30 protein-coding genes and 1 tRNA gene are annotated in these 25,630 nt (G+C 64.5%); 18 read left to right on the top strand and 13 right to left on the bottom strand.

Features of this window, described 5'->3' with window-relative positions; all coding sequences use genetic code 11:
• Nucleotides 1-69: 69 nt before the first annotated feature.
• Entirely contained in the window at nucleotides 70-1,155 is a 1,086-nt protein-coding gene (locus AABE10_RS18405; RefSeq protein ID WP_342934689.1) for a glycosyltransferase family 2 protein, read from the top strand.
• Nucleotides 1,148-1,582, top strand: a complete 435-nt coding sequence (locus tag AABE10_RS18400) for a GtrA family protein (protein ID WP_342934688.1) — start codon at nucleotides 1,148-1,150, stop codon at nucleotides 1,580-1,582. Before AABE10_RS18405 ends, AABE10_RS18400 begins: the two co-directional genes overlap by 8 nt.
• Nucleotides 1,583-1,635: 53 nt before the next feature.
• Here the strand turns inward: AABE10_RS18400 and AABE10_RS18395 are convergent, their stop codons facing one another.
• The 3 genes from AABE10_RS18395 to AABE10_RS18385 form a co-directional block, all read right to left on the bottom strand.
• Nucleotides 1,636-3,318, bottom strand: a complete 1,683-nt coding sequence (locus AABE10_RS18395) for a 6-pyruvoyl-tetrahydropterin synthase-related protein (RefSeq protein WP_342934687.1) — start codon at nucleotides 3,316-3,318, stop codon at nucleotides 1,636-1,638.
• 379 nt (nucleotides 3,319-3,697) lie between these two features.
• Complete coding sequence (locus tag AABE10_RS18390) at nucleotides 3,698-4,057, bottom strand: hypothetical protein (RefSeq protein ID WP_342934686.1); 360 nt, start codon at nucleotides 4,055-4,057, stop codon at nucleotides 3,698-3,700.
• Nucleotides 4,058-4,241: 184 nt separating this feature from the next.
• Nucleotides 4,242-4,439, bottom strand: coding sequence for a hypothetical protein (locus tag AABE10_RS18385; protein ID WP_342934685.1), 198 nt, complete (start codon nucleotides 4,437-4,439; stop codon nucleotides 4,242-4,244).
• Between the two features lie 265 nt (nucleotides 4,440-4,704).
• Between AABE10_RS18385 and AABE10_RS18380 the strand changes: the two genes are divergently transcribed.
• Nucleotides 4,705-4,980: a hypothetical protein gene (locus AABE10_RS18380; RefSeq protein WP_342934684.1), complete on the top strand. Its 276-nt coding sequence runs from the start codon at nucleotides 4,705-4,707 to the stop codon at nucleotides 4,978-4,980.
• 264 nt (nucleotides 4,981-5,244) lie between these two features.
• Nucleotides 5,245-5,532: a DUF1488 domain-containing protein gene (locus AABE10_RS18375; protein ID WP_152759691.1), complete on the top strand. Its 288-nt coding sequence runs from the start codon at nucleotides 5,245-5,247 to the stop codon at nucleotides 5,530-5,532.
• A gap of 79 nt (nucleotides 5,533-5,611) precedes the next feature.
• On the opposite strand, the gene AABE10_RS18370 is transcribed toward AABE10_RS18375, so the two are convergent.
• Nucleotides 5,612-6,607 carry an NAD-dependent epimerase/dehydratase family protein gene (locus tag AABE10_RS18370; protein ID WP_342934683.1) on the bottom strand — a complete coding sequence of 332 codons (996 nt, stop codon included), beginning with the start codon at nucleotides 6,605-6,607 and terminating at the stop codon, nucleotides 5,612-5,614.
• Nucleotides 6,608-6,752: 145 nt separating this feature from the next.
• On the opposite strand from AABE10_RS18370, the gene AABE10_RS18365 reads away from it, so the two are divergent.
• The gene (locus tag AABE10_RS18365; protein ID WP_342934682.1) at nucleotides 6,753-7,523 is read left to right on the top strand and encodes a TetR/AcrR family transcriptional regulator; all 771 of its coding nucleotides are present in this window, start codon (nucleotides 6,753-6,755) and stop codon (nucleotides 7,521-7,523) included.
• A gap of 104 nt (nucleotides 7,524-7,627) precedes the next feature.
• A complete protein-coding gene (locus AABE10_RS18360) occupies nucleotides 7,628-8,758 on the top strand; it encodes an enoyl-CoA hydratase/isomerase family protein (protein WP_342934681.1) in 1,131 nt (376 codons plus the stop codon).
• Nucleotides 8,759-8,828: 70 nt separating this feature from the next.
• On the opposite strand, the gene AABE10_RS18355 is transcribed toward AABE10_RS18360, so the two are convergent.
• Nucleotides 8,829-9,248 carry a hypothetical protein gene (locus AABE10_RS18355; protein ID WP_087739215.1) on the bottom strand — a complete coding sequence of 140 codons (420 nt, stop codon included), beginning with the start codon at nucleotides 9,246-9,248 and terminating at the stop codon, nucleotides 8,829-8,831.
• Nucleotides 9,249-9,891: 643 nt separating this feature from the next.
• Here AABE10_RS18355 and ssuD point away from each other — a divergent pair.
• From ssuD to AABE10_RS18335, 4 genes are all read left to right on the top strand, one after another.
• The gene (gene ssuD, locus AABE10_RS18350; protein WP_342934680.1) at nucleotides 9,892-11,049 is read left to right on the top strand and encodes an FMNH2-dependent alkanesulfonate monooxygenase; all 1,158 of its coding nucleotides are present in this window, start codon (nucleotides 9,892-9,894) and stop codon (nucleotides 11,047-11,049) included.
• Nucleotides 11,050-11,113: 64 nt separating this feature from the next.
• The gene (gene ssuC / locus AABE10_RS18345) at nucleotides 11,114-11,929 is read left to right on the top strand and encodes an aliphatic sulfonate ABC transporter permease SsuC (protein ID WP_342934679.1); all 816 of its coding nucleotides are present in this window, start codon (nucleotides 11,114-11,116) and stop codon (nucleotides 11,927-11,929) included.
• The gene (locus AABE10_RS18340) at nucleotides 11,926-12,936 is read left to right on the top strand and encodes an ATP-binding cassette domain-containing protein (RefSeq protein ID WP_342934678.1); all 1,011 of its coding nucleotides are present in this window, start codon (nucleotides 11,926-11,928) and stop codon (nucleotides 12,934-12,936) included. The genes ssuC and AABE10_RS18340 overlap by 4 nt, the downstream gene beginning before the upstream one ends.
• Nucleotides 12,937-12,980: 44 nt before the next feature.
• Nucleotides 12,981-13,196: a TOBE domain-containing protein gene (locus AABE10_RS18335; RefSeq protein WP_087739191.1), complete on the top strand. Its 216-nt coding sequence runs from the start codon at nucleotides 12,981-12,983 to the stop codon at nucleotides 13,194-13,196.
• A gap of 93 nt (nucleotides 13,197-13,289) precedes the next feature.
• Here AABE10_RS18335 and AABE10_RS18330 read toward each other — a convergent pair whose 3' ends face one another.
• A complete protein-coding gene (locus tag AABE10_RS18330; protein ID WP_342934677.1) occupies nucleotides 13,290-13,571 on the bottom strand; it encodes a hypothetical protein in 282 nt (93 codons plus the stop codon).
• Between the two features lie 279 nt (nucleotides 13,572-13,850).
• Here AABE10_RS18330 and AABE10_RS18325 point away from each other — a divergent pair, with 279 nt between their 5' ends.
• Nucleotides 13,851-14,051 carry a hypothetical protein gene (locus AABE10_RS18325; protein WP_342934676.1) on the top strand — a complete coding sequence of 67 codons (201 nt, stop codon included), beginning with the start codon at nucleotides 13,851-13,853 and terminating at the stop codon, nucleotides 14,049-14,051.
• Nucleotides 14,052-14,100: 49 nt separating this feature from the next.
• Entirely contained in the window at nucleotides 14,101-14,352 is a 252-nt protein-coding gene (locus tag AABE10_RS18320; RefSeq protein WP_342934675.1) for a hypothetical protein, read from the top strand.
• A gap of 325 nt (nucleotides 14,353-14,677) precedes the next feature.
• Here AABE10_RS18320 and AABE10_RS18315 read toward each other — a convergent pair whose 3' ends face one another.
• The gene (locus AABE10_RS18315) at nucleotides 14,678-14,944 is read right to left on the bottom strand and encodes a hypothetical protein (RefSeq protein WP_342934674.1); all 267 of its coding nucleotides are present in this window, start codon (nucleotides 14,942-14,944) and stop codon (nucleotides 14,678-14,680) included.
• A 388-nt stretch (nucleotides 14,945-15,332) separates the two neighbouring features.
• On the opposite strand from AABE10_RS18315, the gene dusA reads away from it, so the two are divergent.
• The gene (gene dusA / locus AABE10_RS18310; RefSeq protein ID WP_342934673.1) at nucleotides 15,333-16,334 is read left to right on the top strand and encodes a tRNA dihydrouridine(20/20a) synthase DusA; all 1,002 of its coding nucleotides are present in this window, start codon (nucleotides 15,333-15,335) and stop codon (nucleotides 16,332-16,334) included.
• A gap of 92 nt (nucleotides 16,335-16,426) precedes the next feature.
• A tRNA-His gene (locus tag AABE10_RS18305) sits at nucleotides 16,427-16,502 on the top strand.
• A 144-nt stretch (nucleotides 16,503-16,646) separates the two neighbouring features.
• Here AABE10_RS18305 and AABE10_RS18300 read toward each other — a convergent pair.
• Nucleotides 16,647-16,859, bottom strand: coding sequence for a DUF3820 family protein (locus AABE10_RS18300; protein ID WP_087735861.1), 213 nt, complete (start codon nucleotides 16,857-16,859; stop codon nucleotides 16,647-16,649).
• A 46-nt stretch (nucleotides 16,860-16,905) separates the two neighbouring features.
• Nucleotides 16,906-18,348, bottom strand: coding sequence for an MFS transporter (locus AABE10_RS18295; RefSeq protein WP_342934672.1), 1,443 nt, complete (start codon nucleotides 18,346-18,348; stop codon nucleotides 16,906-16,908).
• Nucleotides 18,349-18,507: 159 nt separating this feature from the next.
• On the opposite strand from AABE10_RS18295, the gene AABE10_RS18290 reads away from it, so the two are divergent.
• The 3 genes from AABE10_RS18290 to AABE10_RS18280 all read left to right on the top strand — a co-directional run bounded on the left by AABE10_RS18290 (nucleotide 18,508) and on the right by AABE10_RS18280 (nucleotide 21,772).
• The gene (locus tag AABE10_RS18290) at nucleotides 18,508-19,560 is read left to right on the top strand and encodes an NADP(H)-dependent aldo-keto reductase (protein WP_342934671.1); all 1,053 of its coding nucleotides are present in this window, start codon (nucleotides 18,508-18,510) and stop codon (nucleotides 19,558-19,560) included.
• Nucleotides 19,561-19,976: 416 nt separating this feature from the next.
• On the top strand, nucleotides 19,977-21,035 hold the full coding sequence (locus AABE10_RS18285) for a permease (RefSeq protein ID WP_342934670.1): 1,059 nt from the start codon (nucleotides 19,977-19,979) through the stop codon (nucleotides 21,033-21,035).
• A 314-nt stretch (nucleotides 21,036-21,349) separates the two neighbouring features.
• Entirely contained in the window at nucleotides 21,350-21,772 is a 423-nt protein-coding gene (locus AABE10_RS18280; RefSeq protein ID WP_152759728.1) for a hypothetical protein, read from the top strand.
• 58 nt (nucleotides 21,773-21,830) lie between these two features.
• Here AABE10_RS18280 and AABE10_RS18275 read toward each other — a convergent pair whose 3' ends face one another.
• Both AABE10_RS18275 and nodI read right to left on the bottom strand, forming a co-directional pair.
• Nucleotides 21,831-22,658 (bottom strand): ABC transporter permease, encoded by an 828-nt coding sequence (locus AABE10_RS18275; protein WP_342934669.1) that lies wholly within the window; start codon nucleotides 22,656-22,658, stop codon nucleotides 21,831-21,833.
• Between the two features lie 51 nt (nucleotides 22,659-22,709).
• Entirely contained in the window at nucleotides 22,710-23,624 is a 915-nt protein-coding gene (gene nodI, locus AABE10_RS18270) for a nodulation factor ABC transporter ATP-binding protein NodI (RefSeq protein WP_342934668.1), read from the bottom strand.
• A gap of 263 nt (nucleotides 23,625-23,887) precedes the next feature.
• Here nodI and AABE10_RS18265 point away from each other — a divergent pair, with 263 nt between their 5' ends.
• Entirely contained in the window at nucleotides 23,888-24,352 is a 465-nt protein-coding gene (locus AABE10_RS18265; RefSeq protein WP_090862032.1) for a universal stress protein, read from the top strand.
• Between the two features lie 38 nt (nucleotides 24,353-24,390).
• Here the strand turns inward: AABE10_RS18265 and AABE10_RS18260 are convergent, their stop codons facing one another.
• Complete coding sequence (locus tag AABE10_RS18260) at nucleotides 24,391-25,059, bottom strand: DUF2939 domain-containing protein (RefSeq protein ID WP_342934667.1); 669 nt, start codon at nucleotides 25,057-25,059, stop codon at nucleotides 24,391-24,393.
• A 211-nt stretch (nucleotides 25,060-25,270) separates the two neighbouring features.
• Nucleotides 25,271-25,627: a hypothetical protein gene (locus AABE10_RS18255; protein WP_342934666.1), complete on the bottom strand. Its 357-nt coding sequence runs from the start codon at nucleotides 25,625-25,627 to the stop codon at nucleotides 25,271-25,273.
• Nucleotides 25,628-25,630: the final 3 nt, after the last annotated feature.

Raw genomic sequence — 25,630 nt, 5'->3', positions numbered from 1 at the left:
CATGCGCGAGCACCGGGTCCACGTACGCGAGCAACCGCGGCTGCCATGCCTTTTGTCGGGGAATGAACCATGAACTATATCGGCCGCGAACAGTTCGACGCGCCTTTACGGCGCGAGATGGATGCGGATGAACTGGGTCCCCATGCGTCGGGCAGTTCATTAGACGCCGCGCCGGCAGCGGACGCCTCGTCGGCGAAAGCGCGCACCACGGCTTTGCTGTCGCTGGTCGTGCCGTTCTACAACGAAGAAGCGGTGATGGATCACTTCTTCGCCGCCACCATTCCCGTTCTCGAATCCATCGACGGAATCACGTTCGAGATCGTCTGCGTGAACGACGGCAGCCGCGACGATACGCTCGCGATGCTGCAAGCGCGCGCCGATCTCGACCGTCGTATCCGCGTGATCGATCTGACGCGCAACTTCGGCAAGGAAGCCGCGCTTTCGGCCGGGCTCGATGAGGCGCTGGGCGATGTGCTGGTGCCGTTCGATGCCGATCTGCAAGACCCGCCGCGTGTGATCGGGCAACTGGTGGACAAATGGCGCGAAGGCTATGACGTCGTGCTGGCGAGGCGCGGCAACCGCGATTCCGATTCGTACCTGAAGCGCCGGACGGCCTCGATGTTCTATCGGATGCACAACGCCGTTTGCGATACGCAGATTCCCGAGAACGTCGGCGATTTCCGTTTGATCACGCGCGACGTGGCCAACGCGCTCAGAAAGCTGCCGGAAACACGGCGCTTCATGAAGGGCCTCTTCGCATGGGTCGGCTACAAGACGGCCGTCATCGATTACGTGCGCGAGCCGCGCGCGGCGGGCGAGTCGAAGTTCTCCGGATGGAAACTGTGGAATTTCGCGCTCGAAGGATTCACGAGTTTCAGTACGCTGCCGCTGCGTGTGTGGACGTACGTCGGCTGCGCGGTCGCGGCTTTCGCGTTTATGTACGCGGCGTTCCTCGTCACGCGGACGTTGATTCTCGGCGTCGCCGTACCCGGCTATGCATCGATGTTGACCGTCGTGCTGATGTTGGGCGGCGTGCAGTTGATCGGCATCGGCGTACTGGGCGAGTACATCGGCCGCATCTATGTCGAATCGAAAAAGCGTCCCGTGTATCTGATCAAGGACCGCTACCAGGCGAGCAGCGCGCCCAATGTCTGACGACTCTGACGCGCGCCAAAAGCATCGGGTGCCCCTCGCGACGCGCCTGATCCGTTATGCGGGTGTCGGCGCGGTCGGTACGGCTGCGCAATATTGCACGCTCGTCTTGCTCGTGGCCTCGGGCCTGACGGGGCCCGTCGGCGGCTCGGTGAGTGGGGCCGTTGTGGGCGCCGTCGTCAACTACGAACTGAATCGCCGATACACCTTTTCCACGCGCGACCCCATCATCATCACGCTTCCCAAGTTCGCCGCAACGGCATGCTTCGGCATGTTGATCAATGGTCTGGTGATGAAGTGGCTGGCTGTCGACCTCGGGATCAACTACCTCATCGCGCAGGTGGTCGCCACGGGTGTCGTGCTCGTCGCGACCTTTTCGATCAACTCCGTCTGGACCTTTCGCCAGAAAGGGCAATCGGGCCGCGCTTGACGGGTGATTCGCCGAAGGCACGCGCGGGTCGCTGGCCGACGCGCTCTGCCATGTCACTTGCGGCTGTCGTATTCGATCTTCTGCCGCCACGCGAGGCCGACGAGTTCCAGATAGCTGCGTTGCCGCACGTGCAGTGTCCAGTCACCGGGCGGCAGCGCGAATTCGATCATCGGCCCGCCTTCGATCCGGCGCACGCGCATTGCGCCGCCTTTGTCATTGTCATTGCTCGTCATCCACGTTTCGAGGAACGGCGTGTCGAACTGGTTGATGCGAGCCGTGCCCGCCGACGTGCAGGTCACGGCGATCTGAAGACGCTGAACATAAGCGACGTTGGCGGGCGAGTTCAGCGTGCATCCGCCCGTGCTGTCCGCGAACGCGCGCCGCGCCGGCAGCACCGATGCGGCACCCGTCGCGAGGATATCGGGCGTTGCGGCGAGCGCATCGCGGTATCGCGCGGGAAAGTACTCGCCGCCGGCGTCGGGGCCGGGGCCCGTCGATGGGCTCGACTGGCGTAGTTCGGCTGACGGAATGGTTGTGAACACGCCGTGCACCCAGTAAAGCATTCCGGCGGCGTGTATGACGCTCAAACCGAGGATCGCGAACAGCGTGTGTCGCTTCAGGCTGGCAGGCAGCCGTTCGACGGTGCCCGCGAAGGTGGCGAAGATCAACGGCGTCGCGATCGAAAGCAGACGCCACGGAAACTGGACGAAGTCCAACTGCGCCGAGAGCCGCCACATCGGCGCGCTCATGCGCGTGGTCAGCAGGATCAACGCGAGAGCCGTCAGGCCCGTCACGAGCGGGGCTTTCGCGCGTTTGTCCTTCCTGTGACGCAACAGAAACCCGAGCGCAGCGAGCAGCGCGAGCACAGGCCAGCCGAACCACGACGCGGGATTGGGCGACAGGACCCGGATCAACGGCACGGCGTTATCGGCGGGCAGGCCGTGCAGGCGCGCCTGAGTCGGGCTGAAGTAGTTTCCCCACACGAGGAACGGCACGTAGATCAGGATGACGAACAACATCAGCGCGCCGGCGCTCGCCGTGAGAAGAATGAGCGCCCGCCGTCGGGAAGACTTCAGTAGCGCCAATGCGAATGCCGCAAGCAGGCCCGCCGTCACCGCGAATGTGACGATATGCGCGAGCGCGAGCAGGCACAGCACAACGAACAGCTTCACGCCGAGCCAGGGCTTCGGGCGCCGAAGGATCAGTTCGGCGGCGTACGCGGCGCATAGCGGCACGAGCGCCATCGCCGAATACTCGGCGGCCGCGCCGCGCTCGACGATGCAGATGAGCGCATACGGCGACATCGTGCACGCCACGGCCGTCACGACGCGCGTTTGACGCGATGCGCCGAGAAGCGCCGTGCAGCGATAGACGCCCTGAAACATCACGCCCGAAAACAGCAGGATCGCGAGCCTGAAGCCGGCGACGATATCGCCGGTGGCGATCGTCAGTGCTGCGGCGACCAGGTTGAAGAGCTTGTGATAGAAAAACGGCAGAGGCGAGCCGAATCCGTTCGCATGCGCCGGCGTCCATACGGACATGAAATCGCCGGCGCGCATCGCAGTGGTCCAGGTCTCGACGTGCGAGAACGAGAGATACATATCGTGACCCGCGACGATGGGCCCCGAGAGCACGGCGACGGCATACGCGAACACCAGGATGCCGGCGAACCACAGGATCGGATCGCTTCCCCGAACCAGAGCGTCAGGCTTGGCGGCAGGCGTTCCGGTGATCACGGTGGTTCTCCTATGCGTCGCGGGATGGCGGCCGCGCTGTGCTCGTGTCGATTTCGCGTAAAATGGCCCCGAAGCGGGTTCCTCTTACGGCAAGGGCGTCGTCTGTGCGTTGGCCTCGATTGCGGCCCAGCGATTCGAAGCCGCATCGAACGCAGAGCGCGGGCGGTTCGACGCCCCAAGGCTTCTTTACGGACTGTGCTGGCGTCAGCGGTTCGCCGCCGGAAAATCAGGTTCGCCGGACCGATTGTGCCGTCTGGATTCGCGCGCCGTTTGTGCGCCCGCCCACGTTGCCGCGTCTGCCTGTGCGGCAGCCCACGTTACCTCTGTCGACGAGCCGTTTCCCCAAGCGAAAGTGGGCGCAACGGGTGAGCAGGCTTGATTACTTGCAGCGAATCACCATCGACCGGTTCTTCACGTTCGCCGACACCACGTTCGTGATGCCGCCGCCCGCCGTGCCGCCTTCGTCGGTGTCTTTCGACACGATGTCGTAGCCCGTCGCCCCGCACGCCTTGCCTGCCTGCACATAGCACGATGCCCAGCTCGACGCCGCGTCCGCGCCGCTGCAGTTGACCGCGAAGCCGCTTTCGCCGTTGGGCAGGTTGATCAGCGTCGTGTTGTTGGACGACGCGCATCCACCGAGGCTCGCGATTCCAAGCACGGCCAATGCGGCCAGTGCGGCGGCAGGCAGGGTGGCAAGTGGCTTCGCGTGGGACAGAACGGCAGTCGACTTCGACTTCATTGTGATTTCCTTCAAGAAATAGGGAGTGAGCGAAGCGCCGCAAGACGGTCGATGCGCGGCCGCTATGTCGTGGCAGGGCCGGTGCAAACCTTCGTCGAGGAGAGGGCAGGCCCGCAGGCGAGCGCCGATGGCGGCAAGGCGCGCCCTGATATGCGCATCAGGCTTGGGGTCTCAAGCTGCGGTGTCACGGCTCGGACACGTCGATGCGGATGCCCGCCTGCTCGACGAGGCGCCGGCTCCCGGCGCCTTCCTCTGTGGCGGCGTCTTCCCAGATGCTGATCGCCTTCGGAATGTCGATGCCATGACTTTCCGCGTACGCAAACCATGCATTGGCTGCGTCTGGCTCGGCGATTTCGCTGTCTCGAAGAAAATATTTTCCCATATCGTCGGTGCTCGTCCGGAAATTGCGGACGCCTTCCGTTGCATTCGCGTTGCTGGCGCGTCGGCTAGGCGTTGTGTCCGTGGAGCGCGTTCGACCGCCGTCGCGTCCGAAAGTGCGCGAGCGCGCGCACTGAGCGGCGCGGCGGAATGCGCCCGAGCCGGCCGTAGAACTTATCGCGCGACGGAAGGACTTACTGTGTATCGCACGCGGCGTGCCCCGTGCTTTGGATCCAACGAAACCGTAACTGACAGAACGAGAGGCGAGTATGGCTGAGAGGGTCAGCGGCCCTTACCGGGGTTATTACATCAGTGCGTCGGCGCGTCTCGTGCCGCCGCACGAGCAGGCGCGGCGCGCGGGCGAGCGTGAGGGCCTGTACGTCGGGGCGGTCAGCCTGTCCGAGCGCGGACCCGATGATTCGCACCGCATGGAAACGCTCGTCGAAATCGGCGACGAGCATCGTTTCTCGACGGAAGACGAGGCGCTCGCTTTCGTCGAACAGGCGGGCCGCGCCTACGTCGACAGGTTGCTCGACGGGCATTGAGCACACGCGGGCAACGGCCGATGCGGCGCAGGTCGCGCATGATCGCGCGCAGTGCGCATGCGTGGAGGCCAAGACGCGCATTCGCCGGTGCGCAAACCCGCAAGCTATATAGCCCGCAGCTCGCAGCGCGGCCGGCGCTGGACCGCCGTATGCCGCTACGAGTACCATAAAGCCCGCTGACCTGGCCAGCCGTGCGCAATCTCGCGCCATTCGCGCTGATGCGGCCGCAGGCCTTTTCCGCCGAATTTTCCCGATGAGGTCACCATGGAGATTCGTTTCCCCGCGGACGCACCCGATTACCGCGACTTCAACCTGACGCTGGTGTTTCCGGCGCTCGTCGATGGTGAGCGGGTACCGTGCGCGATTTCCGTCGAAGCGCTCGAAGATCATTTCGGCGCCAAATCGAACGATACGGAAGGATGGCGGCGCGCGTTCGACGCCGGCCGCGCGCATATCGAAGCCGTCGCCCGCGAGCATCTGCTGATCAGCAACGGCACGCCCGTTCTGCTCAAGAGCGGCCACTTTCCGCCGGGCAATCTGGCGGGCGCGTAAGCACGTCTCGTTTGCTGAGTTCCAGACGCGTGATCTTTCCCGCTTGTTTCGTACTTCGTCCGCGCGCGGTTCACACCTGTTATGCGGGCTGCTTCGCCTCCGCGCGCTGCGCAGCCTGTCGTGCAGCGTGTTGTGCAGCAGCAAAAGACTGCGCGATGCCTGCTTCGTACGACGTCTTTCTGACCGGACCGATCAGCGTGGTCAGCGCCGTATCGTCGAGAACGACAGGATCCGTCAGCAGGTAGTGCATTTCCACCAGCTCCCGCAGCATCGGATTGAAAAGGCCCAGCACGCGCAGCATCGTCTTGCCCGCGACCATCAGCTCGGGCTCGCGTTGCGCGAGCGCATACGCGCGTTCGGCGATTTCGCGCTGCGTGATCGTGCCCGCGCCCGCCAGATGCAGCACGCGGCCGAACGCCTCCGGCGCGCGCGACAGCCGTTCGACGACGGGCCCGACGTCCGGCATGAATACGAATTCGTGCGGCACGTCGATGGGGCCGATCATCTGCGCGCGCTTGCCGAGCGCCGCGCCTTCGAATACGCCGTGCAGAAAGCTGCGCTCGACGCCTGGTCCGTAGAAATCGGGCAAGCGTAAGACGAGCGTTTCGAGCCCATCGCGTCCATGCGCGTCGATGACGAGATTTTCCTGCGCGAGCCGCATCTTGCCCTTGAACGTGTGCGGCTCGCGCGGATGCGATTCCGTGACGGGCCGGCTGCGTGGCCGGCCGTACGGATAGACGGTGCCGATCAGGATCAGCCGCTGCACGCCGGCTTTGCGCAGGCCGTCGAGCGTCTTTTGCATCAGCAGCGGATGCTTCTCGAACTGGTGATAGGGCACGCCGACGAGATACACGGCCGTCTGCAATCCCGCCGCCGCCGACGCGACAGAATCGGGATCGTCGGGATTCCAGGTGACGATTTCCGCGAGGGGATCGTCACCGAACGACGCTTGCAGCGCCGCGCGACCGCGTCCGATCGCGCGATAGCGGCGGCCCGCCGCGCTCAGCGCATGAGCGATGCTTTGTCCGGCGGCGCCCGCGGCGCCGAAAAGGCCGATCTGTGCTGCATGGTCCATGACGACTCCCGCAAAACGCGCCCGTCGGCATCGGCACCGTCAAAAACAGCGCCGCGCTGAGCGCAAGAAATTTGATGAACAGTGTTCAGTGAACGGTGTTCAGTTTAATTTGACTTTTCAGTTTGTCAACCCGAAAATTGCCTGTATGGGAATCGTCGAAAGAAAGACACGTCAAAAGCTGGAACTGCGCGAGCGCATCCTCGATGCCGCGCGGCGCATCGTCATGCGCGAGGGGTTTGGCGCGTTGTCGATGCGCAAGATCGCCGAGGCGATCGAATATTCGCCCGCCACGCTGTATCTGCACTTCGAAAGCCGCGACGCGATCGCGCATGCGCTGTGCGCGGAGGGTTACGCGCAGTTGCTGGCCACCTTCGAGCCGCTTATCCCGATCGCCGATCCCGCCGAGCGTCTGCGCGCGATCGGGCGCGCGTATGTCGCGTTCGGCGTCGCGCATCCGCAGACGTACCGGCTGATCTTCATGGAAGATCCGTCGTACACGGGCGCCGCGCTGGTTGGCGGTGCTGGCGGGTCCGAAGGCGGCGCCGGTGCGTCTGATGAAGATGCCGGCGATACCGCGTTTCGTCTGATGGTCGAGTCGATCGATGCGCTCAAGGCGCAAGGGCATCTGCCCGGCGCGCCCGACAGTCAGGTCTGCGCGGAAGCGCTGTGGGCCACGATGCATGGGATCGTCGCGTTGCATCTGACTTGCCCCGTGTTTCCGCGCGCGCCGCTCGATGCCGTGGTGGACGCGGCGCTCGTCGCGTGGTTCGGCGCGCGGCAGACGGACGCATCCGGTGACGCAGAGGCGAGCGGCGCGGAAAACGCAGCCGGCGACGCGAATGCGTCAGAAGCATCGAAGGCATCGAAAGCTTCGAAAGCACGCCGCTCGGCTTCGGCGAAAATCAGGGCCGCGTAGTACCGTCCGCTAACGCCTGGGCACGACCGTCGCTGTCGCTGAAGAACTCGCCCGCGTGCTAACGTGTTGGCCCCACGTCCATTCAACCGCCTTTCGTACGAACCATGTCGACATCCGAATCGCGCAGCGCCTCCGACGAACTCGTCGCCTATGTCGCCAACCGCATTGGCTTCATCGAACTGAACCGGCCGAAGGCGCTCAACGCGCTGTCGCTCGGCATGATGCGCGCGATGCACGCGGCGCTCGATCAATGGCGCGACGATCCCGGCGTGCTCGCCGTCGTCGTGCGCAGCACGAGCGAGCGCGCGTTCTGCGCGGGCGGCGACATCCGCTTCTTGTATGAGTCGTTCCGGAACGGCGACCAAGAAGCCGTCGATACCTTCTTTATCGACGAATACCGGCTCGATCACGCGATCTTTGCGTACACGAAGCCCTATATCGCGTTCATGAACGGCGTCGTGATGGGCGGCGGAATGGGCATTTCGCAAGGCGCGCATCGCACGGGCGGCCTACGCGTCGTGACCTCGTCGACGCGCATGGCGATGCCCGAGACGCGCATCGGTCTTTTCCCGGACGTCGGCGTGGGCTGGTTTCTCGCGCGCACGCCGGGCGCGATCGGCCGCTATCTGGCCGTGACGGGCGAGACGATCGGCGCCGCCGATGCGCTCTACGCCGGTCTCGCCGACGCCTATCTGCCCGACGATGCGATCCCCGCGCTGATCGACCGGCTCAAGACGCAGCGCTTCGAGCAGGGCGCGGACGTCGTTGCGTGCGTGGAGCGCGAGGCACAGTCCCACAAGGTCGTGCCGTTGCCCGACGTCTCCCCGCTCGCCGACGCGCGCGCGTTGATCGACAGGCACTTTGCGTTGCGCGACGTCGCGCAGATCGTCCGCTCGCTCGATCTCGAAAGCGATTGCGCGGGCGCCGACTGGGCCGAGCAGACGGCAGCCGTGCTGCGCGAGCGCTCGCCGCTGTCGATGGCCGTTTCGCTCGAAGTGGTGACGCGCGCCGAAGGGACGATGGCCGAATGTCTGCGGCGCGATCTGGATCTGACGCGCTCGTCGTTCGAACGCGGCGACGCGCCGGAAGGCATCCGCGCGCGCATCATCGACAAGGACAACAAGCCGGACTGGCGCTTTGCGCGTGTCGAAGACGTGACGCGCGCGGACGTCGAGAAGATGTTCGAAAGCCCGTGGCCCGCGCGCGAACATCCGTTGCGCGATCTGCAGGGCTGAGGTCAACGCGGGCCTGACGAAAAACACAGGCCCGAAGAAAAACGCAGGCCCGAAGAAAAACGCCGTGGTCTCAGTCCTCGGCCGTCATGAAGGCGCGCATGAACACGAGCGCGCCCCATCCCCACATCGCATTCGATGCGAAGCCGAGCGCGAGGCGCGGCAGCATGTTTCCCGTCGGCCAGATGCCGCGAATGGGATCGACGACGAACACGGTCGCCGCCGTCAGCACGATCCCGCCGAACACGAATGCGGGAATCCACGGCGCCGGGCGTTCCGGCGACACGCGCAGCAGCCACGCCATCAGAACGGCCCACACGGAACTCCAGATCGCGTTCGCGATGAATTCGGGAAGGCCGATGGGAGCGAACGGCGCCGTCGAAAACCCTGTCGGGTCGATGAGGCCGGCTGCGTGCAGAAGCGCGAGCGTCGACTCGTGAAAGAACAGCGACGCGAGAAAGCCCGACACGAACGGCAGGATGATTTTTTGCATGCTTGACAGCGTGAGTCGCCGGGCGTCGACGACAAGCGCTACGCCCGCACAGGTTGATCGGGATCGAGCGCCATTATATCGGCGGCGCGCTGCTGTTTTGGTGCCCGCATGCGCCGAACATGCGTCGACGATGCGCGCGCGACGTATGCTGCAGCCTCAGGTAAATCACGAAAGTGGAAAACCTAAGCTCAAAAAAATCGTTCAAAAGAAAGCGCGCGATCCATAGACTCTTTTTCCATGCAGACGGCTGCAGCGTGCGCAAAACGCACGCACTGCCGGCGGATTAACACGCCGCGCGTTGCGCGCGCGTTCCACGTGATTCACATGAGAGAAGCTGTCGCGATGTCCGATCCGATGCCGATTCGCGCGTGCCCAGCCGCTTCGTGCGCGGCACGCGATCCATGCGTCGCGCGCAGGCCGCCGCGCTGTCGCCGTTGACGCGCGCTTGCGCGGTTATTTCTTCACGCGGTCTTATCCGTTTTCCCGTTCGGTTCGATGCGCCGCCTCGCGCGCGGCAACGCGCAGTCACGTCTGTTCGAAACGCGGCCACGCGGTCACGCGAGCGCGAAAGCCGGCGGGCGACGCGACCGACCGGCCATCCGGCATCGACTGACATTAACTCGAACAAACGCAGGAGCAGCCCATGAATGTGTTCTGGTTCATTCCGACTCACGGCGACAGCCGCTATCTCGGCACGTCGCAAGGCGCGCGCGCGGCCGGCTACGACTACTTCCGGCAGATCGCCGTCGCCGCCGATACGCTCGGCTACGAGGGCGTGCTGCTGCCGACGGGCCGTTCGTGCGAAGACGCATGGGTCGTCGCGTCGAGCCTGATTCCCGTCACGCAGCGGCTCAAGTTTCTGGTCGCGATCCGGCCGGGCATCGCATCGCCGGGATTGTCGGCGCGCATGGCGGCGACTTTCGACCGGCTGTCGGGCGGGCGTCTGCTGATCAACGTCGTGACGGGCGGCGATGCCGCCGAGCTCGAAGGCGATGGGCTCTTCGTCGATCACGACACGCGCTACGAAATCACCGACGAATTCCTGCGCATCTGGCGCGGCCTGCTGACGAGCGCGCATGGCGGTGAGGCGATCGATTTCATCGGCAAGCATCTGAAGTCGAAGGGCGGAAAGCTGCTGTATCCGCCCGTGCAGAATCCGCATCCGCCGCTGTGGTTCGGTGGATCGTCGCCGGCTGCGCACGAGATGGCGGGCGAGCACATCGACACGTATCTGACCTGGGGCGAGCCGCCCGAAGCCGTCGCGAAGAAGATCGCGGACATTCGCGCGCGCGCCGAACAACATGGCCGCAAGATCAGATTCGGCATCCGTCTGCATGTGATCGTGCGCGAGACGGAAGACGAAGCGTGGGCCGCCGCGGACAAGCTCATCAGCAAGCTCGACGACGACACGATCGCACGCGCGCAGGCATCGTTCGCGAAGATGGATTCCGAGGGCCAGCGCCGCATGGCCGCGTTGCACGGCGGCAAGCGCGGCACGCGCAAGGAACTCGAGGTCTATCCGAACCTGTGGGCGGGCGTGGGCCTCGTGCGCGGCGGCGCGGGCACGGCGCTCGTCGGCGGCCCGGAGCAGGTCGCCGCGCGCATGCGGGAATACGCGGACCTCGGCATCGAGACGTTCATCCTGTCCGGCTATCCGCATCTCGAAGAGTCGTACCGCTTCGCCGAACTCGTGTTCCCGCTGCTGCCGGGCCGCCAGCGCGCGAGCGCGAGCGGTCCGCTGTCGGGGCCGTTCGGCGAGATCGTCGGCAACAACTATGTGCCGAAGGCGGCGCAAAGCTAAAACTGATCTGACACGTTCGGGCGATGCGTGAAACGAACGCATCGTCCGCGCAAGGGAGTCGTTTATGCCGACTGTTTTTGGCAAGGACATCGCGAGCCCCGCATTCGCGCGGCTCGCGCACAAGGCGGCGCCGTGGATCGTGCCGCTCGTCATTCTCATCGCATGGGAACTCGCCGCGCGCAGCGGCGTGCTGTCGACGCGCGTGCTGCCCGAGCCGCTCGCCGTCGTGAAGGCCGCATGGTCGCTGATCGAGTCGGGCGAGATGTGGGCCGACGTCAAGGTGAGCACGTGGCGCGCGGTGTCGGGATTCGCAATCGGCGGCGGCATCGGCTTCGTGCTCGGGCTCGCGACGGGTCTCTTCAAGCCCATCGATATCGCGCTCGACACGACGGTGCAGATGATCCGCAACATCCCTGCGCTCGCGATGATTCCGCTCGTGATCCTCTGGTTCGGCATCGAGGAAGAGGCAAAGGTGTTTCTCGTCGCGCTCGGCGTGTTCTTCCCGATCTACGTGAATACGTACCACGGCATTCGTTCCGTCGACGCCAATCTGATCGAAATGGCGCGCAGCTACGGCGTGGAGGGATTCGCGCTGTATCGCGACGTGATCCTGCCGGGCGCGCTGCCGTCGATTCTCGTTGGCGTGCGCTTCGCGTTCGGGTTGATGTGGGTGACGCTGATCGTCGCGGAGACGATCTCCGCGCAATCGGGCATCGGCTACATGACGATGAACGCGCGCGAGTTTCTACAAACGGACGTGGTCGTGGTGGGCATTCTGCTGTACGCGGCGCTCGGCAAGCTCGCCGACATGCTCGCAAAAGGGCTCGAGCGCGTGTCGCTGCGCTGGCATCCCGCCTATCAGCAAGGAGCGAAAGCATGAGCGCACGCATATTGCCAGCATCGTTCGGCGGCGGCGCGCACGCCGATCTCGACGCGCAACGACAGCAGCCGCGCGCGCATGAACGCGGACCGAATGAAACAGCGAGTGCCGCTATCGATACTGTCGGGCGCGATGCGAATTCGCTGCACGACGCGACAGACCGTTCGCGCGGCGCCGACGCGTTCGCGTTGCGCAAGACCGCGCGCGACGCGATCGATGCGTCCGTCGAATTGCGCGGCGTCGGCAAGCACTATGGCGAGCGCGCGGTGCTCGCGGACTTCGATCTGTCGATCGAACGTGGCAGCTTCGTGTCGATCGTCGGGCGCAGCGGCTGCGGCAAGTCGACGTTGCTGCGGCTGATCGCCGGTCTCGAAGCGCCGAGCGCGGGCACGCTCGACAAACGCGCGGACGGCTCGCAGCCGTTCGACACGCGGATCATGTTTCAGGATGCGCGTCTGTTGCCATGGAAGACGGTGCTGCAGAACGTGATGCTGGGTCTTGGCCGTTCATCGCGCGACGCTGCGCGCGCGGTGCTCGCCGAAGTCGGTCTGCTCGAGCGCGCGAACGACTGGCCCGCGCAGCTGTCGGGCGGCCAGCGGCAACGCGTCGCGCTGGCGCGCGCGCTCGTGCATCGGCCGCAACTGCTGCTGCTCGACGAGCCGCTCGGCGCGCTCGACGCGTTGACGCGCATCGAAATGCACGCGCTGATCGAACGGCTGTGGCGCGAGCATCGCTTCACCGCGCTGCTCGTCACGCACGACGTGCAGGAGGCTGTCGCGCTCGGCGACCGTATTCTGCTGATCGAAGACGGCAGGATCGCGCTCGATCAGCGGGTGCCGCTCGCGCGTCCGCGCGAAAGGGCGTCGGCGGCCTTCGCGACGCTCGAAGAGCGCGTCTTGCAGCGCGTGATGAAAACGCGCGCGCCGCATGAGCCGCCGGCAATCGATGCGAGCGCGATCAGCGAAGCGGTCAGCGTGCATCCGCGCGACGTCCGCTGGGCGGTGTGAGCCTGCTGCCGGAACCTCTTTACCCACTCACGGAGTCATCCGATATGAGCATTTCCGCCATCAACGTACGTAACCAGTTCAAAGGCAAAGTGAAGGAGATCATCCGGGGACCCGTCGTGTCGGAAGTCGATGTCGACACGCCGTTCGGCGTCGTCACATCGGTGATCACGACGCGCTCGATCGACGAACTCGAACTGAAGGTCGGCGCCGAAGTCGTCGCGCTCGTGAAGTCGACGGAGGTGTCGCTCGCCAGGCTGTGAGCGCGCGAGCGTGTGAGCGGCGCGGCGTATGCCTGGAGCGGCGCCGGGCGACGCGTGCCGTCCACGCTTTCCTCGCCGGCGACGCGCGCTGCGCTATTTCGCGTTCGTCGCGCTGGCGGGCGGGTTGTGCATCATCTTGTCGTTGGTCGGCTTGCGCGGCTTCTTGACAGGCATGTTGTCGGGATTGGTCGCGCTCGCGGTGCCCGACGCTGCCGGGGGCGGGGGCTTCACCATCGGCGCGCTGGATTCGGACGCCGCGCTCTGCGCGAGCGCCGTCCCCGCAACGCCCGCGGACGCTGCGAGCAAAGCGGCCGCGCCGATTCGCGCCAATGCGTTGCGCCCGAATGGCGTGAGCGTGTTGATCGTGTGAATCATCGCGTTCTCCATGCTTGTTTCTTCTGGCTCCATTGCGACGCCGCGTGCCAGCCGGCGCGCGGCGTATGCCGTTCTCTTGTAGACCGCGTCCTTGCGCGGAAATTCTGCGTATTTGCGCGGGTCTTGGATGCCGTATGGACCCTTTGCCTCCGTTTCCCGCCGGCGCCGTGCATCCGGCAATCCCGGCTGGAAGTGCTAGCATGGATTGAGCAATGGCTTGAGCGCCGAAGGGCGCATCGCCGGGCGGGCGGTGCGCCGCCAGCGCGTGCGGAGGCTGCGATGACGAAATCCCTGAGTACGGATGCAATCGATACCTTGCGGCAACTGAACGATGTCGGGACGGGTCAGGCGCCGCCTGCCGTCGAGCCCGTCGTCGAGAAGGAATTGCTGGGAGCGGGGCTGGTGGCGAAATCGTCGAAGGGAGCGGGTGTCGAAATCACCTGCGACGGCAGAAAGTACCTGTCCGGCGATTGCGACTGAGCGCGGGTGCTAAACGACACTGCGGATACTGCGGAAAGAGGGAGGCGCGATGGAGCCGAAAGGCATCGACATGGGCGACTACCAGGAACGCTACAAGGACTTCGATATGGAGGTCGCCGTCGAGCAGGTGCTGACGGGCGTGAAGGCGCATTTCCGCGTGCTCAAGGGCGAAGCGGTGCTGCTGGACTGGCGGCTCGTGCATATCGACCGCTTCTGGCCGACGGAGCACGCCGCCGCCGAAGCAGGCTTCCAGGCGGCGCGCGAAGCGATCAACAACGAACTGCTTGCTGCCGGCGGATAAGCCCAGGCGTCATCCCAGGCGTTACGTTGATCGCGCAAAAACAAAGCCGGATGCTCCGTGGGGAACATCCGGCTGGACTGCACCTGCAACAACAGACTGCGTGGTACTACAGGGTACGGCAACCAAGGGGTACGGCAACTGCGTGGTACTTCGAACTGCACCATCAACGGCACTTCTTGCACTTCTTGCACTTCTTGACTGCTTCGACTGCGGTACTGCCACTTCTGGAACTGCATTTCAACACTACCGGGTACTGCCAGAACTGCGTACTACTGTACTGCGTGGTACTGCCTGCTACGAAACCTGCTGCCGGTCCAGCTTCGGCTTAATGGCCGAAGAACACCGAGCCCGGGCCCGTCTGCGGCTCATGCTTGCCGCCTTGCGACGAACCGTTTTGCACGCCGCCATACGCGACGTTGGCTTGCTGTGCCTGTTCCGCTGCCAGCGTCTGTGCGCTCTGGCCTTGCTGCGAAGCCGGCGCGCCGACCGTCGGGTTGTAGTGCGGAGCCGGACCGTAGCCGCTTGCGAAAGCGGGAGCAGCCAGCGTGGCGGAAGCAGCGATCAGAACTGCGGCGATAAGCTTGGTCTTCATGGTGAACTCTCCGTGATATTTGATTCAGTAAGACGTTGCGTGGTGCTTGATCTGTTCGCAACGTCGATGGAAGCAGTGTATACCCCTACTATCGATTCTTTGTACCGATAATTTGAAATTACTATTCTTCGATCGGAAACAATGCTGAGACGCCCGTCCAGCGGGGATTTCACGTGTATGCGCCCTGATAAGCGGCTCCGGCCGCCTGGGAAAACCTCATGTAAATCAGGGGCTTCCAAGATTGTTGCGACGCGGAACGAGGGGCGCACGGCCGGCTTGCGGTAAAATGAACGGTTTGGTTCTTGCGCGTCGGCCCTGGTTTTTACGCGGTTGTCGTCGCGTTCTTGCCTTCGCGTTTCCTTCGTCGTTTTCCTTCTGTCTTTTGCCCATGTCTTCCAAGCCCACTGCCAGTCCCCGCCGCGTGTCCGTCGCGCCGATGATGGACTGGACCGATCGCCACTGCCGCTCGTTTCACCGCACGCTGTCGCGGCACACCTGGCTGTACACGGAGATGGTGACGACGGGCGCGCTGATTCACGGCGACGTCGAGCGGCATCTGGCGTTTATGGCCGACGAGGCGCCCGTGGCGCTGCAACTCGGCGGCAGCGAGCCTGACGATCTGGCGCGCTCGGCGAAGCTCGGCGAGCAATGGGGCTACGACGAAATCAATCTGAATTGCGGCTGCCCATCGGAGCGCGTGCAGCGCGGCGCGTTCGGCGCGTGTCTGATGAACGAGCCGCAGCTCGTCGCCGATTGCGTGAAAGCGATGCGTGATGTGGTGTCCGTGCCCGTGACGGTGAAGCACCGGATCGGCGTCGATGCTGTGGAGGATTACGCGTTCGTGCGCGACTTCGTCGGCACGATCGCCGAGGCGGGCTGTGAAGTGTTCATCGTGCACGCGCGCAATGCGATCCTCAAAGGTCTGAGCCCGAAAGAGAATCGTGAGATTCCGCCGCTAAAATACGACTACGCGTATCGGTTGAAGCGGGACTTTCCGCAACTGGAGATCATCATCAACGGCGGTATCAAGACGCTCGATGAAGTCGATGCGCATCTACAGCACGTCGATGGCGTGATGCTCGGGCGTGAGGCGTATCACAATCCGTACGTGCTCGCGGATGTCGACGCGCGTTTCTACGGCTCGACGCAACCCGCGCCGACACGCGAGGAAGCGGAAGCGAAGCTGATCGAGTACTGCCGCGCCGAACTCGCGCGCGGCACGTACCCCGGCGCGATCGTGCGTCACGCGCTGGGGTTGTATCGCGGCGTCGCGGGTTCGCGCGGATGGCGGCGCGTGTTATCGGACAGCAAAAAGCTGGCTGCGCGTGATCTTGCGATTTTCGACGAGGCGCGACAGCATTTGCGCGAGCCCAGCGAAATGTTTGAATAAAGGGCTTTGCAAATGCGATTCGTGTTTGTATAATCTCGCTTCTTCGTTGCTGAGCGGCATTCTGCGGCAAGCGGCGAAGGTGTAGGGCAGTGGTGGCTGTAGCTCAGTTGGTAGAGTCCAGGATTGTGATTCCTGTCGTCGTGGGTTCGAGTCCCATCAGCCACCCCAAAGAATTCAGCAGCACAGAGAAACGGCACGGCGAAAATCGCGGTGCCGTTTTTGTTTTGGCGTTCCTGTTTTCGAACCCATCGCATTCGATGCAGGGCATCGAACTTCGAACGATCCCACGCCCGTCACACGCACAAACGCCGCTCACTTCTTCCTCAACGGCTCCAGCAAACTCTTCAGGCCGTTGTGATCGATTTCATGCATCAACGCGAGCAGCCGCCCGATTTCGCCGGGCGGAAATCCTTCGCGCGCGAACCAGTTGAGGTAGTGCCCCGGCAGATCGGCGATCACGCGCCCTTTGTACTTGCCATACGGCATCACGCGCGTCACAAGCAATTCGAATTGTTCGACATTCATCGCTAGACCGCACCCACTCAAAAAACGAAGCACATCATTCGGTCAATCACGTCCGTTCCCGCCGATGCCCGCTCACATGCGCGCCCGCATCGCGCTCGAGGCCGAACACATCCAGAATCGCGAGCAGCCCCACGACAGCCACCAGCAGGAACGCGACGCTGAAATCGGCCGCCGTCACCGATCGCGCATCGTGTCCATGCAGCCACGCGGCGAGTCGCATCGCGATCGCGCCGAGCGCGACACCCATGCCCATCGTCATCTGCGTGAGCGTGCTGGATAGCGTCGATGCGCCGCTCATCTGGGGCTTCGGCACATCGGCGAAGCTGAGCGTATTGACCGCCGTGAATTGTAGCGAGCGCGACAGGCCGCTCGCGAACAGCACGATACCCGTCAGCACGAACGGCGTCGAGGCCGTCAACAGGCTCATCGCCGCAATGCTCAGCGCAGCAAGCGCGCCATTCACGAGCAGCACCGTTCGAAAGCCGAAGCGCCGCATCACGGGCGTCGTCACGAGCTTCATCGACAGATTGCCCGCGAACACCACGAGCGTCAGCAGGCCTGACTGAAACGCGTTCATTCCGAAGCCAAGTTGAAACATCAGCGGCAGCAGAAACGGCACCGCGCTGATCGACACGCGAAAGAGCGACCCGCCGCCCATCGCGACGGCGAACGTCTTCGCGCGAAACGCGGAAAGATCGACGACGGGATGAGGGCTGCGTCGCAGATGAAGCAGCGCGGCGACGCCCGCGGCCAGTCCGCCCGCGAGAAACGCGAGCGCTTCGCGCCACGGCGCGTCCGAGCGGCCGAGCAGTTCCATCGCGTACATGACGGCCGTGCCCGCGATGCCGCACAGCACGAAGCCGATCGTATCGAACGGGCGCCTCTGCGTGTCGCGCGCCGCACCGATGAAGCGCCACGCGAGCACGATGCCGACGATGCCGAGCGGCAGGTTCAGAAAGAAGATCCATCGCCACGACGAGTAAGTCGTGATGAAGCCGCCGAGCGGCGGTCCGATGACGGGCGCGACGAGCCCCGGCCACGTGATGATCGAAATCGCGCGCATCAGATCGTCTTTGGGCGTCGCGCGCAAAACGGCGAGACGTCCGACAGGCACCATCATCGCGCCGCCGATGCCCTGCACGATGCGCGCCGTCGTGAATTCGACGAGCCCATTGGTCATCCCGCATGCGACGGACGCCGCCGTGAACACCGCGAGCGCGGCCGTGAACACGTTGCGCACGCCGAAGCGGTCGGCGGCCCAGCCGCTGATCGGAATGAACACGGCGAGCGTCAGCAGATACGACGTAATGCCGATCGACAGATCGACGGCATGCACGCCGAACGAGCGCGCCATCTGCGGCAACGCGGTGGCGATGATCGTGCCATCGAGGTTCTCCATGAAGAACGCGGCGGCGACGAGCGTGACGATCAGCGACTGCCGCCTGTCCGCAGGACCGGATCGCGCAGTCGGCGTATCTGACATCGACATGACACTCCGAAGGTTGTAAGCGCATCGAAACCGGCCGCATCGCGTCGCGGCCAACTGACATTCTAGCCACGCACGCGTTTTGCGCGGACGTGGTAATTTCGCCGCTTGCCGTCTTGTCACCCGGCAAGACCAGCATTAAAGGAAGAGGGGAACAGTTCGATGGAATACCGCAGACTCGGCGATACGGACGTGCAGGTCAGCCTGATCGGTCTCGGCACGATGACGTGGGGCGAGCAGAACACGGAGCGCGACGCGCACGCGCAAATCGATTACGCGCTCGACCAGGGCATCACGCTGATCGACACCGCCGAAATGTATCCCGTGCCGCCGCGCGCTGAAACGCAGGGCTCGACGGAGCGCTACATCGGCACATGGATCGCGCAGCATCGCAGCGCGCGCGACAGGATCGTGCTCGCGACGAAAATCGCCGGCCCGGCGCGCCAGCCTCACAATCCGCGTCACATTCGCGGCGAGGGCAACCAGTTCGATCGCAAGAATCTCACTGAGGCGCTGCACGACAGCCTCAAGCGCCTGCAGACGGACTATGTCGACCTGTATCAGTTGCACTGGCCCGATCGCAGCACGATGACGTTTGGCCGTCCCGCCTATCCGTGGATCGACGATGCGTACACCGTGCCCATCGAAGAGACGCTTTCCGTGCTCGCCGATTTCGTGAAGGAAGGGAAGGTGCGTCATATCGGCGTGTCGAACGAAACGCCGTGGGGCGTCGCGCAGTTCCTGCGCGCATCGGAGAAGCTCGGCTTGCCTCGCATCGTGTCGATCCAGAACCCGTACAGCCTGCTGAACCGCGCGTTCGAAGCGGGGCTCTCCGAGTTCTCGCATCGCGAGCATGTCGGTTTGCTCGCGTATTCGCCGCTCGCGTTCGGCTGGCTGTCGGGCAAGTACGAAGGCGGCGCGCGTCCGGCGGGCGCGCGCATCTCGCTGTTCGAGCGCTTCCAGCGCTATAGCAAGCCGCAAGCCATCCAGGCGACGTCGCGCTATGTGGAACTGGCGAAGCGCCACGGCCTGTCGCCCGCGCAATTCGCGCTCGCGTTCGTCAACAGCCGGCCGTTCGTGACGAGCAATCTGATCGGCGCAACGTCGCTCGATCAGTTGAAAGAGAACATTGCGAGCATCGACGTGAAGCTGTCGCCGGAAGCGCTCGCCGAGATCGACGCGCTGCACGAACTGCAGCCGAATCCGGCACCCTGAGCGCTTCGTTGAGTTTTCGTGCGCCGCGGCATGCGTGCCGTGGCGCGCTCATCGAGCGACGGCATAGCAAGACCAAAAAGACACGCGATGCGCCACATCGCCGTGCAAACTCGCGTACGATAGCGCGCTTGCACATTTTCATGCGTTTTCGCGGGCCTTCGCGTGCATTCACGCGCCTTCGCCAGCCTTCGCGATAGCGGCCGTAACGCCGGCCGCTGCATTCCGAGCTCCGTTCGATAGCCGCTTGCGCGCTCCGCATGATCAGCGCGACGCCGCGCACCCAATGCTGTGCACGGGCCGCGTGCGGCATACAATGCACGATGCTGACCTTGCACGCGCCGAACGGACGGGCCCGGCGCGATCCAAGCGACACCCAAGCGACACCCAAGCGACACCCAAGCGAACCGACCACGACGATGAACACCTCGCGCTCCACCACCCCGATCGCCGCCTCGACATGGCCGATTTTCGTGCTGCTCGCCATTGCCGGGCTTTTCTACGTCAAATGGTTTCCGTATTACAACCGCGCGTTCACCGCGGCGTCGACGCATTCGATCGGCGCGTCGATCCTGATGGGCAGCGCGGCGAGCCCGCCCGCGCCGTCGTGGAGCGCGGCGCTCGGCTATGCGCTCGCCTATGGCAAGGCGATCTGGCAGGCGATGGTGCTCGGCCTGCTGCTCGGCTCGGCCGTGCAGGCGCTCTTGCCCGCGCACTGGGTTGCGCGGTTGCTGGGCAAGACGGGATTCGGCAGTGTCGCGGCAGGCGGCTTGCTGTCGTTGCCCGGCATGATGTGCACGTGCTGCGCGGCGCCCGTCGTCGCCGGATTGCGCGAGCGGCAGGCATCGCCCGGCGGCGCGATTGCATTCTGGCTCGGCAATTCGGTGCTGAACCCGGCGACGCTCGTCTTCATGGGCTTCGTGCTCGGCTGGCAGTGGGCCGGACTGCGCGTGGTGCTCGGCGCCGCGATGGTGTTCGGGCTCGGCTATCTGGTGAACCGGCTCGTCGGCCCCGCCGAAGCGCAAGCGGCCGATGCGCGCCTCGTCGAGCTCGTCGACGAGCAGCGCTCGGGCAGTCCGTTCGTCCGCTGGGTCACGATTTTCGTGCGGATGGCCGTGCGCCTCGTGCCGGAATACATCGTGCTCGTCCTGCTGCTCGGCGCGGCGCGCGCGTGGCTGTTCCCGCATGTCAGCCCGGAAATCGGCAACGACTTCGTGTGGATCGTCGCGCTGGCCGTCGCCGGCATGCTGTTCGTGATCCCGACCGCAGGCGAAGTGCCCATCATTCAGGCGATGCTGTCGCTCGGCATGGGCGTCGGCCCGGCCGGCGCGCTGCTGATGACGCTGCCGCCCATCAGCGTGCCGTCGCTGGCGATGCTCGCGCGCTCGTTCCGTCCGCGCGTGCTGACGATCGTGGCCGTTTCGGTGGTCGGCTTCGGCATCGTCGGCGGGCTGCTGGCCGTGGCGTTGCGATTCTGACGAATCGCCTGATATCAAACCCAGCGCCGTTGTGCCGAATCTCGTCCTAAACTGGGAAGCAGGGAGCTGGCGCGCGGTCTGCTGCACAGTAAGGCGCGTATGGCGCGCGGCGAGTGGTACGATGGCGCCCCTCGAAGCTGGCGAGCGGAAGAAGCGCGAAAGAGCGCGAAAATGCGCGGCAACGGCGCGATAGTCGCGCGTCGATTGCGTAGCCCTCGTGTGGTAATTCGTGTGGCAATTCGCGTGGCATCGCAACGCGGCAGCGCACCGGCAAAGCGGTGAACAACCGCCAATCAGTCAATCCAGGACAACGCATGGCCCAACAAAAGACCAATCCGAAACTCGAGCAGGCGCTGACGCGCGGGGATCTCGCTATCCGTCAGGCGAACTCGGCGCGCGCGACGGCAGTGCTACGTGCACTGGGCAAGATGATCATCGACGCTTCCGCGACGATCGGCGTCGAGGCGCACACGTCGATTCCCGACGGCGACCGCATTTACGATCCCGTCGACGGCCTGTGGCCGCAGGCGTTGTTGGTCTCGCTCGATGGCCCCGTCGAAGAAGCGGACCCGGAAGAATTGCGCACGATCCGCCTGCGCTCCGACGATCCGGGCACGATGTTCCGCGTCGAGTGGCATCGCGCGGACGGCAAGATCGGGCGCCAGGAAGGCGGCCCGTTCGCGACCGTCGAATTCATCTCCGACGTCGACGTGCCGTGGTCGGACGACGAAGAGTGATCTGATTCGATCAGCCCGAGGGCGCCGCGCGTGGGCGAATATCCTGCGCGCGGCGCCCTCAGCGCATCATCCGTCGGCGGAACAGCACCGCCGACACGCAGAACGGCACCACCACATACGCGGCGAGCACGGCGATATGCAATGCGGCATCGTCGAGCGGACGCGCAAGCATCGCCGGCCGGATCAGGTCCACCGCATGCGCGAGCGGCAGCAGTTGCGCTGCCATTTGCGCGGCGGGCGGCAACTGCGAGAGCGGGAAGAACACGCCCGACAGCAGCAGCATCGGCGTCAACACCAGCGTCTGATAAAACATGAAGAAATCGTACGATGGCGCGAGCGCCGTCACGATCATCGCGGTGCTGGCGAACGCGAGACCCGCGAGCACGATGACAGGCAGCGCGAGCAACATCGACGGAAAGCTTGCGTAACCGAGCGCGCCCGCCACCAGCATGATCGCGACGCCGGACAGCACGGCCTTGCTGCCCGCCCACACGACCTCGCCGAGCACGATGTCGCCGAGCGTGAGCGGCGTGTGCATGATCGCCTCCCACGTGCGTTGCACGTGCATCCGCGAAAAGCCCGAATACATCGATTCGAAGCTCGCCGACATCATCACGCTCGACGGGACCGTGCCCGCCGCGAGAAACGCGATGTACGACACGCCGTCGACATGTCCGACCATCAGCCCGAGCCCGAAGCCGAGCCCGAACAGATAGATCATCGGATCGGCGAGATTGCCGAACATCGACGCGAGCGCGAGCTTGCGCCACACCAGATAGTTGCGCCGCCACACGGCAATCCAGTTGACGGCGTTCGCCGGCAGCGCGGCGAAGCGCTCGCGCATCGGCTCGGTATGTTCGGGGGTGTCGTATGTGCGTGCGTCCATTTGTCGTGGTATCGCTTGCCTATGCGTTTCGTTGCGATCGTGGCGTGAGCGTCAGTCCTGCATCTCGCGGCCGGTGAGCCGCAAGAACACATCTTCGAGATTCGCGGGCCGGTGCAGATAACGCAGCCCCGCGCGCTGCTTCAGCCGCGCATGAACCGGCTGCGGATCGTCGACATAGCAGAAGAGCGTCTCGCCGCTGATTTCCGTGCGCACCGAAAGCGGCGCGAGTTCATCGCGCAGCGCGACGGGATCAGGGCCGTACACCTCGATCACGTCGCAGCCTATTTCCGAAGCAATCAGTTCGTTGGGCGCGCCTTCCGCGATCTTGCGTCCTTCTTCGATCACGCATAGCCGGTGACACAGACGCTCCGCCTCTTCCATGAAGTGCGTGGTGAGCAGAATCGTCTTGCCTCGTCCGAGCAGCGAGCGCAGCCGTTCCCAGATCAGATGACGCGCTTGCGGATCGAGTCCTGTGGTCGGCTCGTCCATGACCAGTACGTCGGGATCGTTGATCAGCGCGCGAGCGAGCGTGAGACGCCGCTTCATGCCGCCCGACAGTTCGCTGACGCGCGCATCGGCCTTGCTCTCCAGCCGCGCGAATTCGAGCAGCATCGGCACCATCTCGCGGCACTTCGCGGCGGACAGACCGAAGTAGCGGCCGAAGACGAGCAGGTTTTCGCGGACCGTGAAGTCGGGATCGAGATTGTCGAATTGCGGCACGACGCCGACGCGTGCCCGCGCGAATCGCGAGCGGCCCGGGATCGGTTCGCCGCACAGCCGGATCGTGCCGGCGTCGGGCGCGGCGATGCCGAGCAGCATGCGAAGCGTCGTCGTCTTGCCCGCGCCGTTCGGACCCAGCAGTCCGAAACATTCGCCGGCGCGCACGTGAAACGACAAGCCGTCGACGACAGCCTTGCCGCCATAGCGTTTCTCGACGCAATGAAACTCGATTGCAGCTTCAGACATACGAAGACGAATGCTCCATGAGTGTGCGCGACGGCGGCAGGACGTGGTGCAAAGCGCAAGTCGGCTGCCTATTCTAGGGCATCGGGCTCGGCGCGTTTGGCGCGCCGACACGCATCGCTGGCGGCTGGTTGCGCGATATTGCGGCGCGTCATGCCCGACTGCGCGCTGCCACGCACTTAGCGTTTTCCATCCCTTGCATGTCGAATTGCGGCGCACCATGATGCAAGAGAGACCGCGATGGTCGCGGAAGGGGGGAAACCGAAATGGCGAGCTACAAGAAGATTCTGCTGTGTTACGACGGCTCGCGCGAAGGCCGCAAGGCGCTGCGTTGCGGCGCGGATCTGGCGCTCGATCTGCAGGCGGAAACGCATCTGCTGTCGGTCGTCGACATGCGCTCGAGCATCGCGCAAAGCGCAGGCCTGTTGACGGATGTCGCATGCGGCAGCTTCGAGAAGACGGCACGCGAAATATTGCAGGAAGGCGTCGACTGGCTCACGCAACGCGGCGTGCGGGCGACGGGGCATTTCGCGTTCGGTCATCCTATCGATGAAATCGCGTCGCTCGCCGACGAGTTGCATGTCGATCTCGTCGTCGTCGGGCATCGCTGCCGCACCGGGTTGTCGCGCTGGTGGATGGGCGCGGGCAATACGCCGCTGCTCGATCGCGTGTCGTGCAGCATTCTCGTCGCGTGCTCGTCGCCTGCAGAAGAGGCGCAAGCGGCAGCCTGAAGCGCCGCTTGCGGTTCGGCCCGGTTGAATGGAAGCGGTCAGCCGTTCAGATCGACGGCTGACAGCTTCCAGTTGAAGAGCCCCTGGCGACGGAAGATCGCGGAATAGCGCGTATCGCCGACGCCATGCTGATACGTCACAACGAACTCGTTGATGCCGCGATAGCCCGCCTTCGTTTCCGGCGGCTGAGGCGGCGCGCCGTTGGGTGTGTTCTTGCTCGTGCCGTTGCCTGTGCCGTTGGCTGTGTTCGAGCCCGGCGTGGGACGTCGCGCTGAATTGTCAGGCGGCGCGGCGGACGGCGCAGCAGGCGGCGAAGGCGGTCGCTCGCCCGGTTCGCCGCGCGGCGGTATGCCATTGAGCAATGCCGCGACGCCATCGGGCGTTGCATACGCATCGACGAGCGGACCAATCAACGCTACACCGATCATCGCGCCGATCGCGGCGAGCGGATTGCCGTTCTGCTGCACGTCGAGCCGGCGCGTCAGCAGTCCCGTCACCTGCAGCTTCAGGCTTTCGCGCAGCGCCAGATAATCGACGTACTCGTTGACCGTTGCCACATCGCGCGCATCGGCGGCGCGTTTGAGCCGGTCGAGTGCGATGTACGGCGACGCATACGCGAAGCCCAACGCGGCGACGATGACGATCACGATCAACGTGATCAGCAGCGGCCGGCTTACCCGGCCTTTCATGCGTACCAAGCCTGCCATTGCGCGGGACTCTCCGTTTTCAATGTCGATCTCATGTGGACCCGATCGACGTCAAAACGATCCCGCAAAGTTGAACGCCCGAACATGTGTCCTGTGGCTTTAACGTTGCATGCGCAGCGCTTGCATGGCGAATGACGTTTTTTCGACGACGCTCGCGATGTTCACGCATCAGCAAGCGACTACGCGACGAAGGCGACGCCATGTGTGCGCATCAAGCCGCTTGCCTCGCCAGACGATCGTCTTCCTCGGCAATTGCGTGATCGATCATCCGGCACACGGCTTCCATCGTGCCGACCATGATCGTGCGCGACGGACCGTGATAGACCCGCACCGGCGCGCGGCGCGCGGGCTCCGCATTGAGCGCGGAGTTCAGCGACACGCGCGCGAACGCCGGTTGCGCGGACGGCAGCGGCTGAGGTTGTTCATCGAACAGCGACGCGGTGCGGCCCTTGATGCTGGACGCGGCATTCGACGCCAGCGTGACGAGCGGCTCGCAAGGGACGAGGCTGCGCAGATGACGCAGACGGCCGAACTGGCGAAAAGGCAGCAAGCGGGCAAGACGGTCCATGAG

This window comes from Paraburkholderia diazotrophica (genome assembly GCF_038900755.1).
Lineage (GTDB): Bacteria > Pseudomonadota > Gammaproteobacteria > Burkholderiales > Burkholderiaceae > Paraburkholderia > Paraburkholderia diazotrophica_A.
This window is presented reverse-complemented; position numbering and strand designations above follow the sequence as displayed.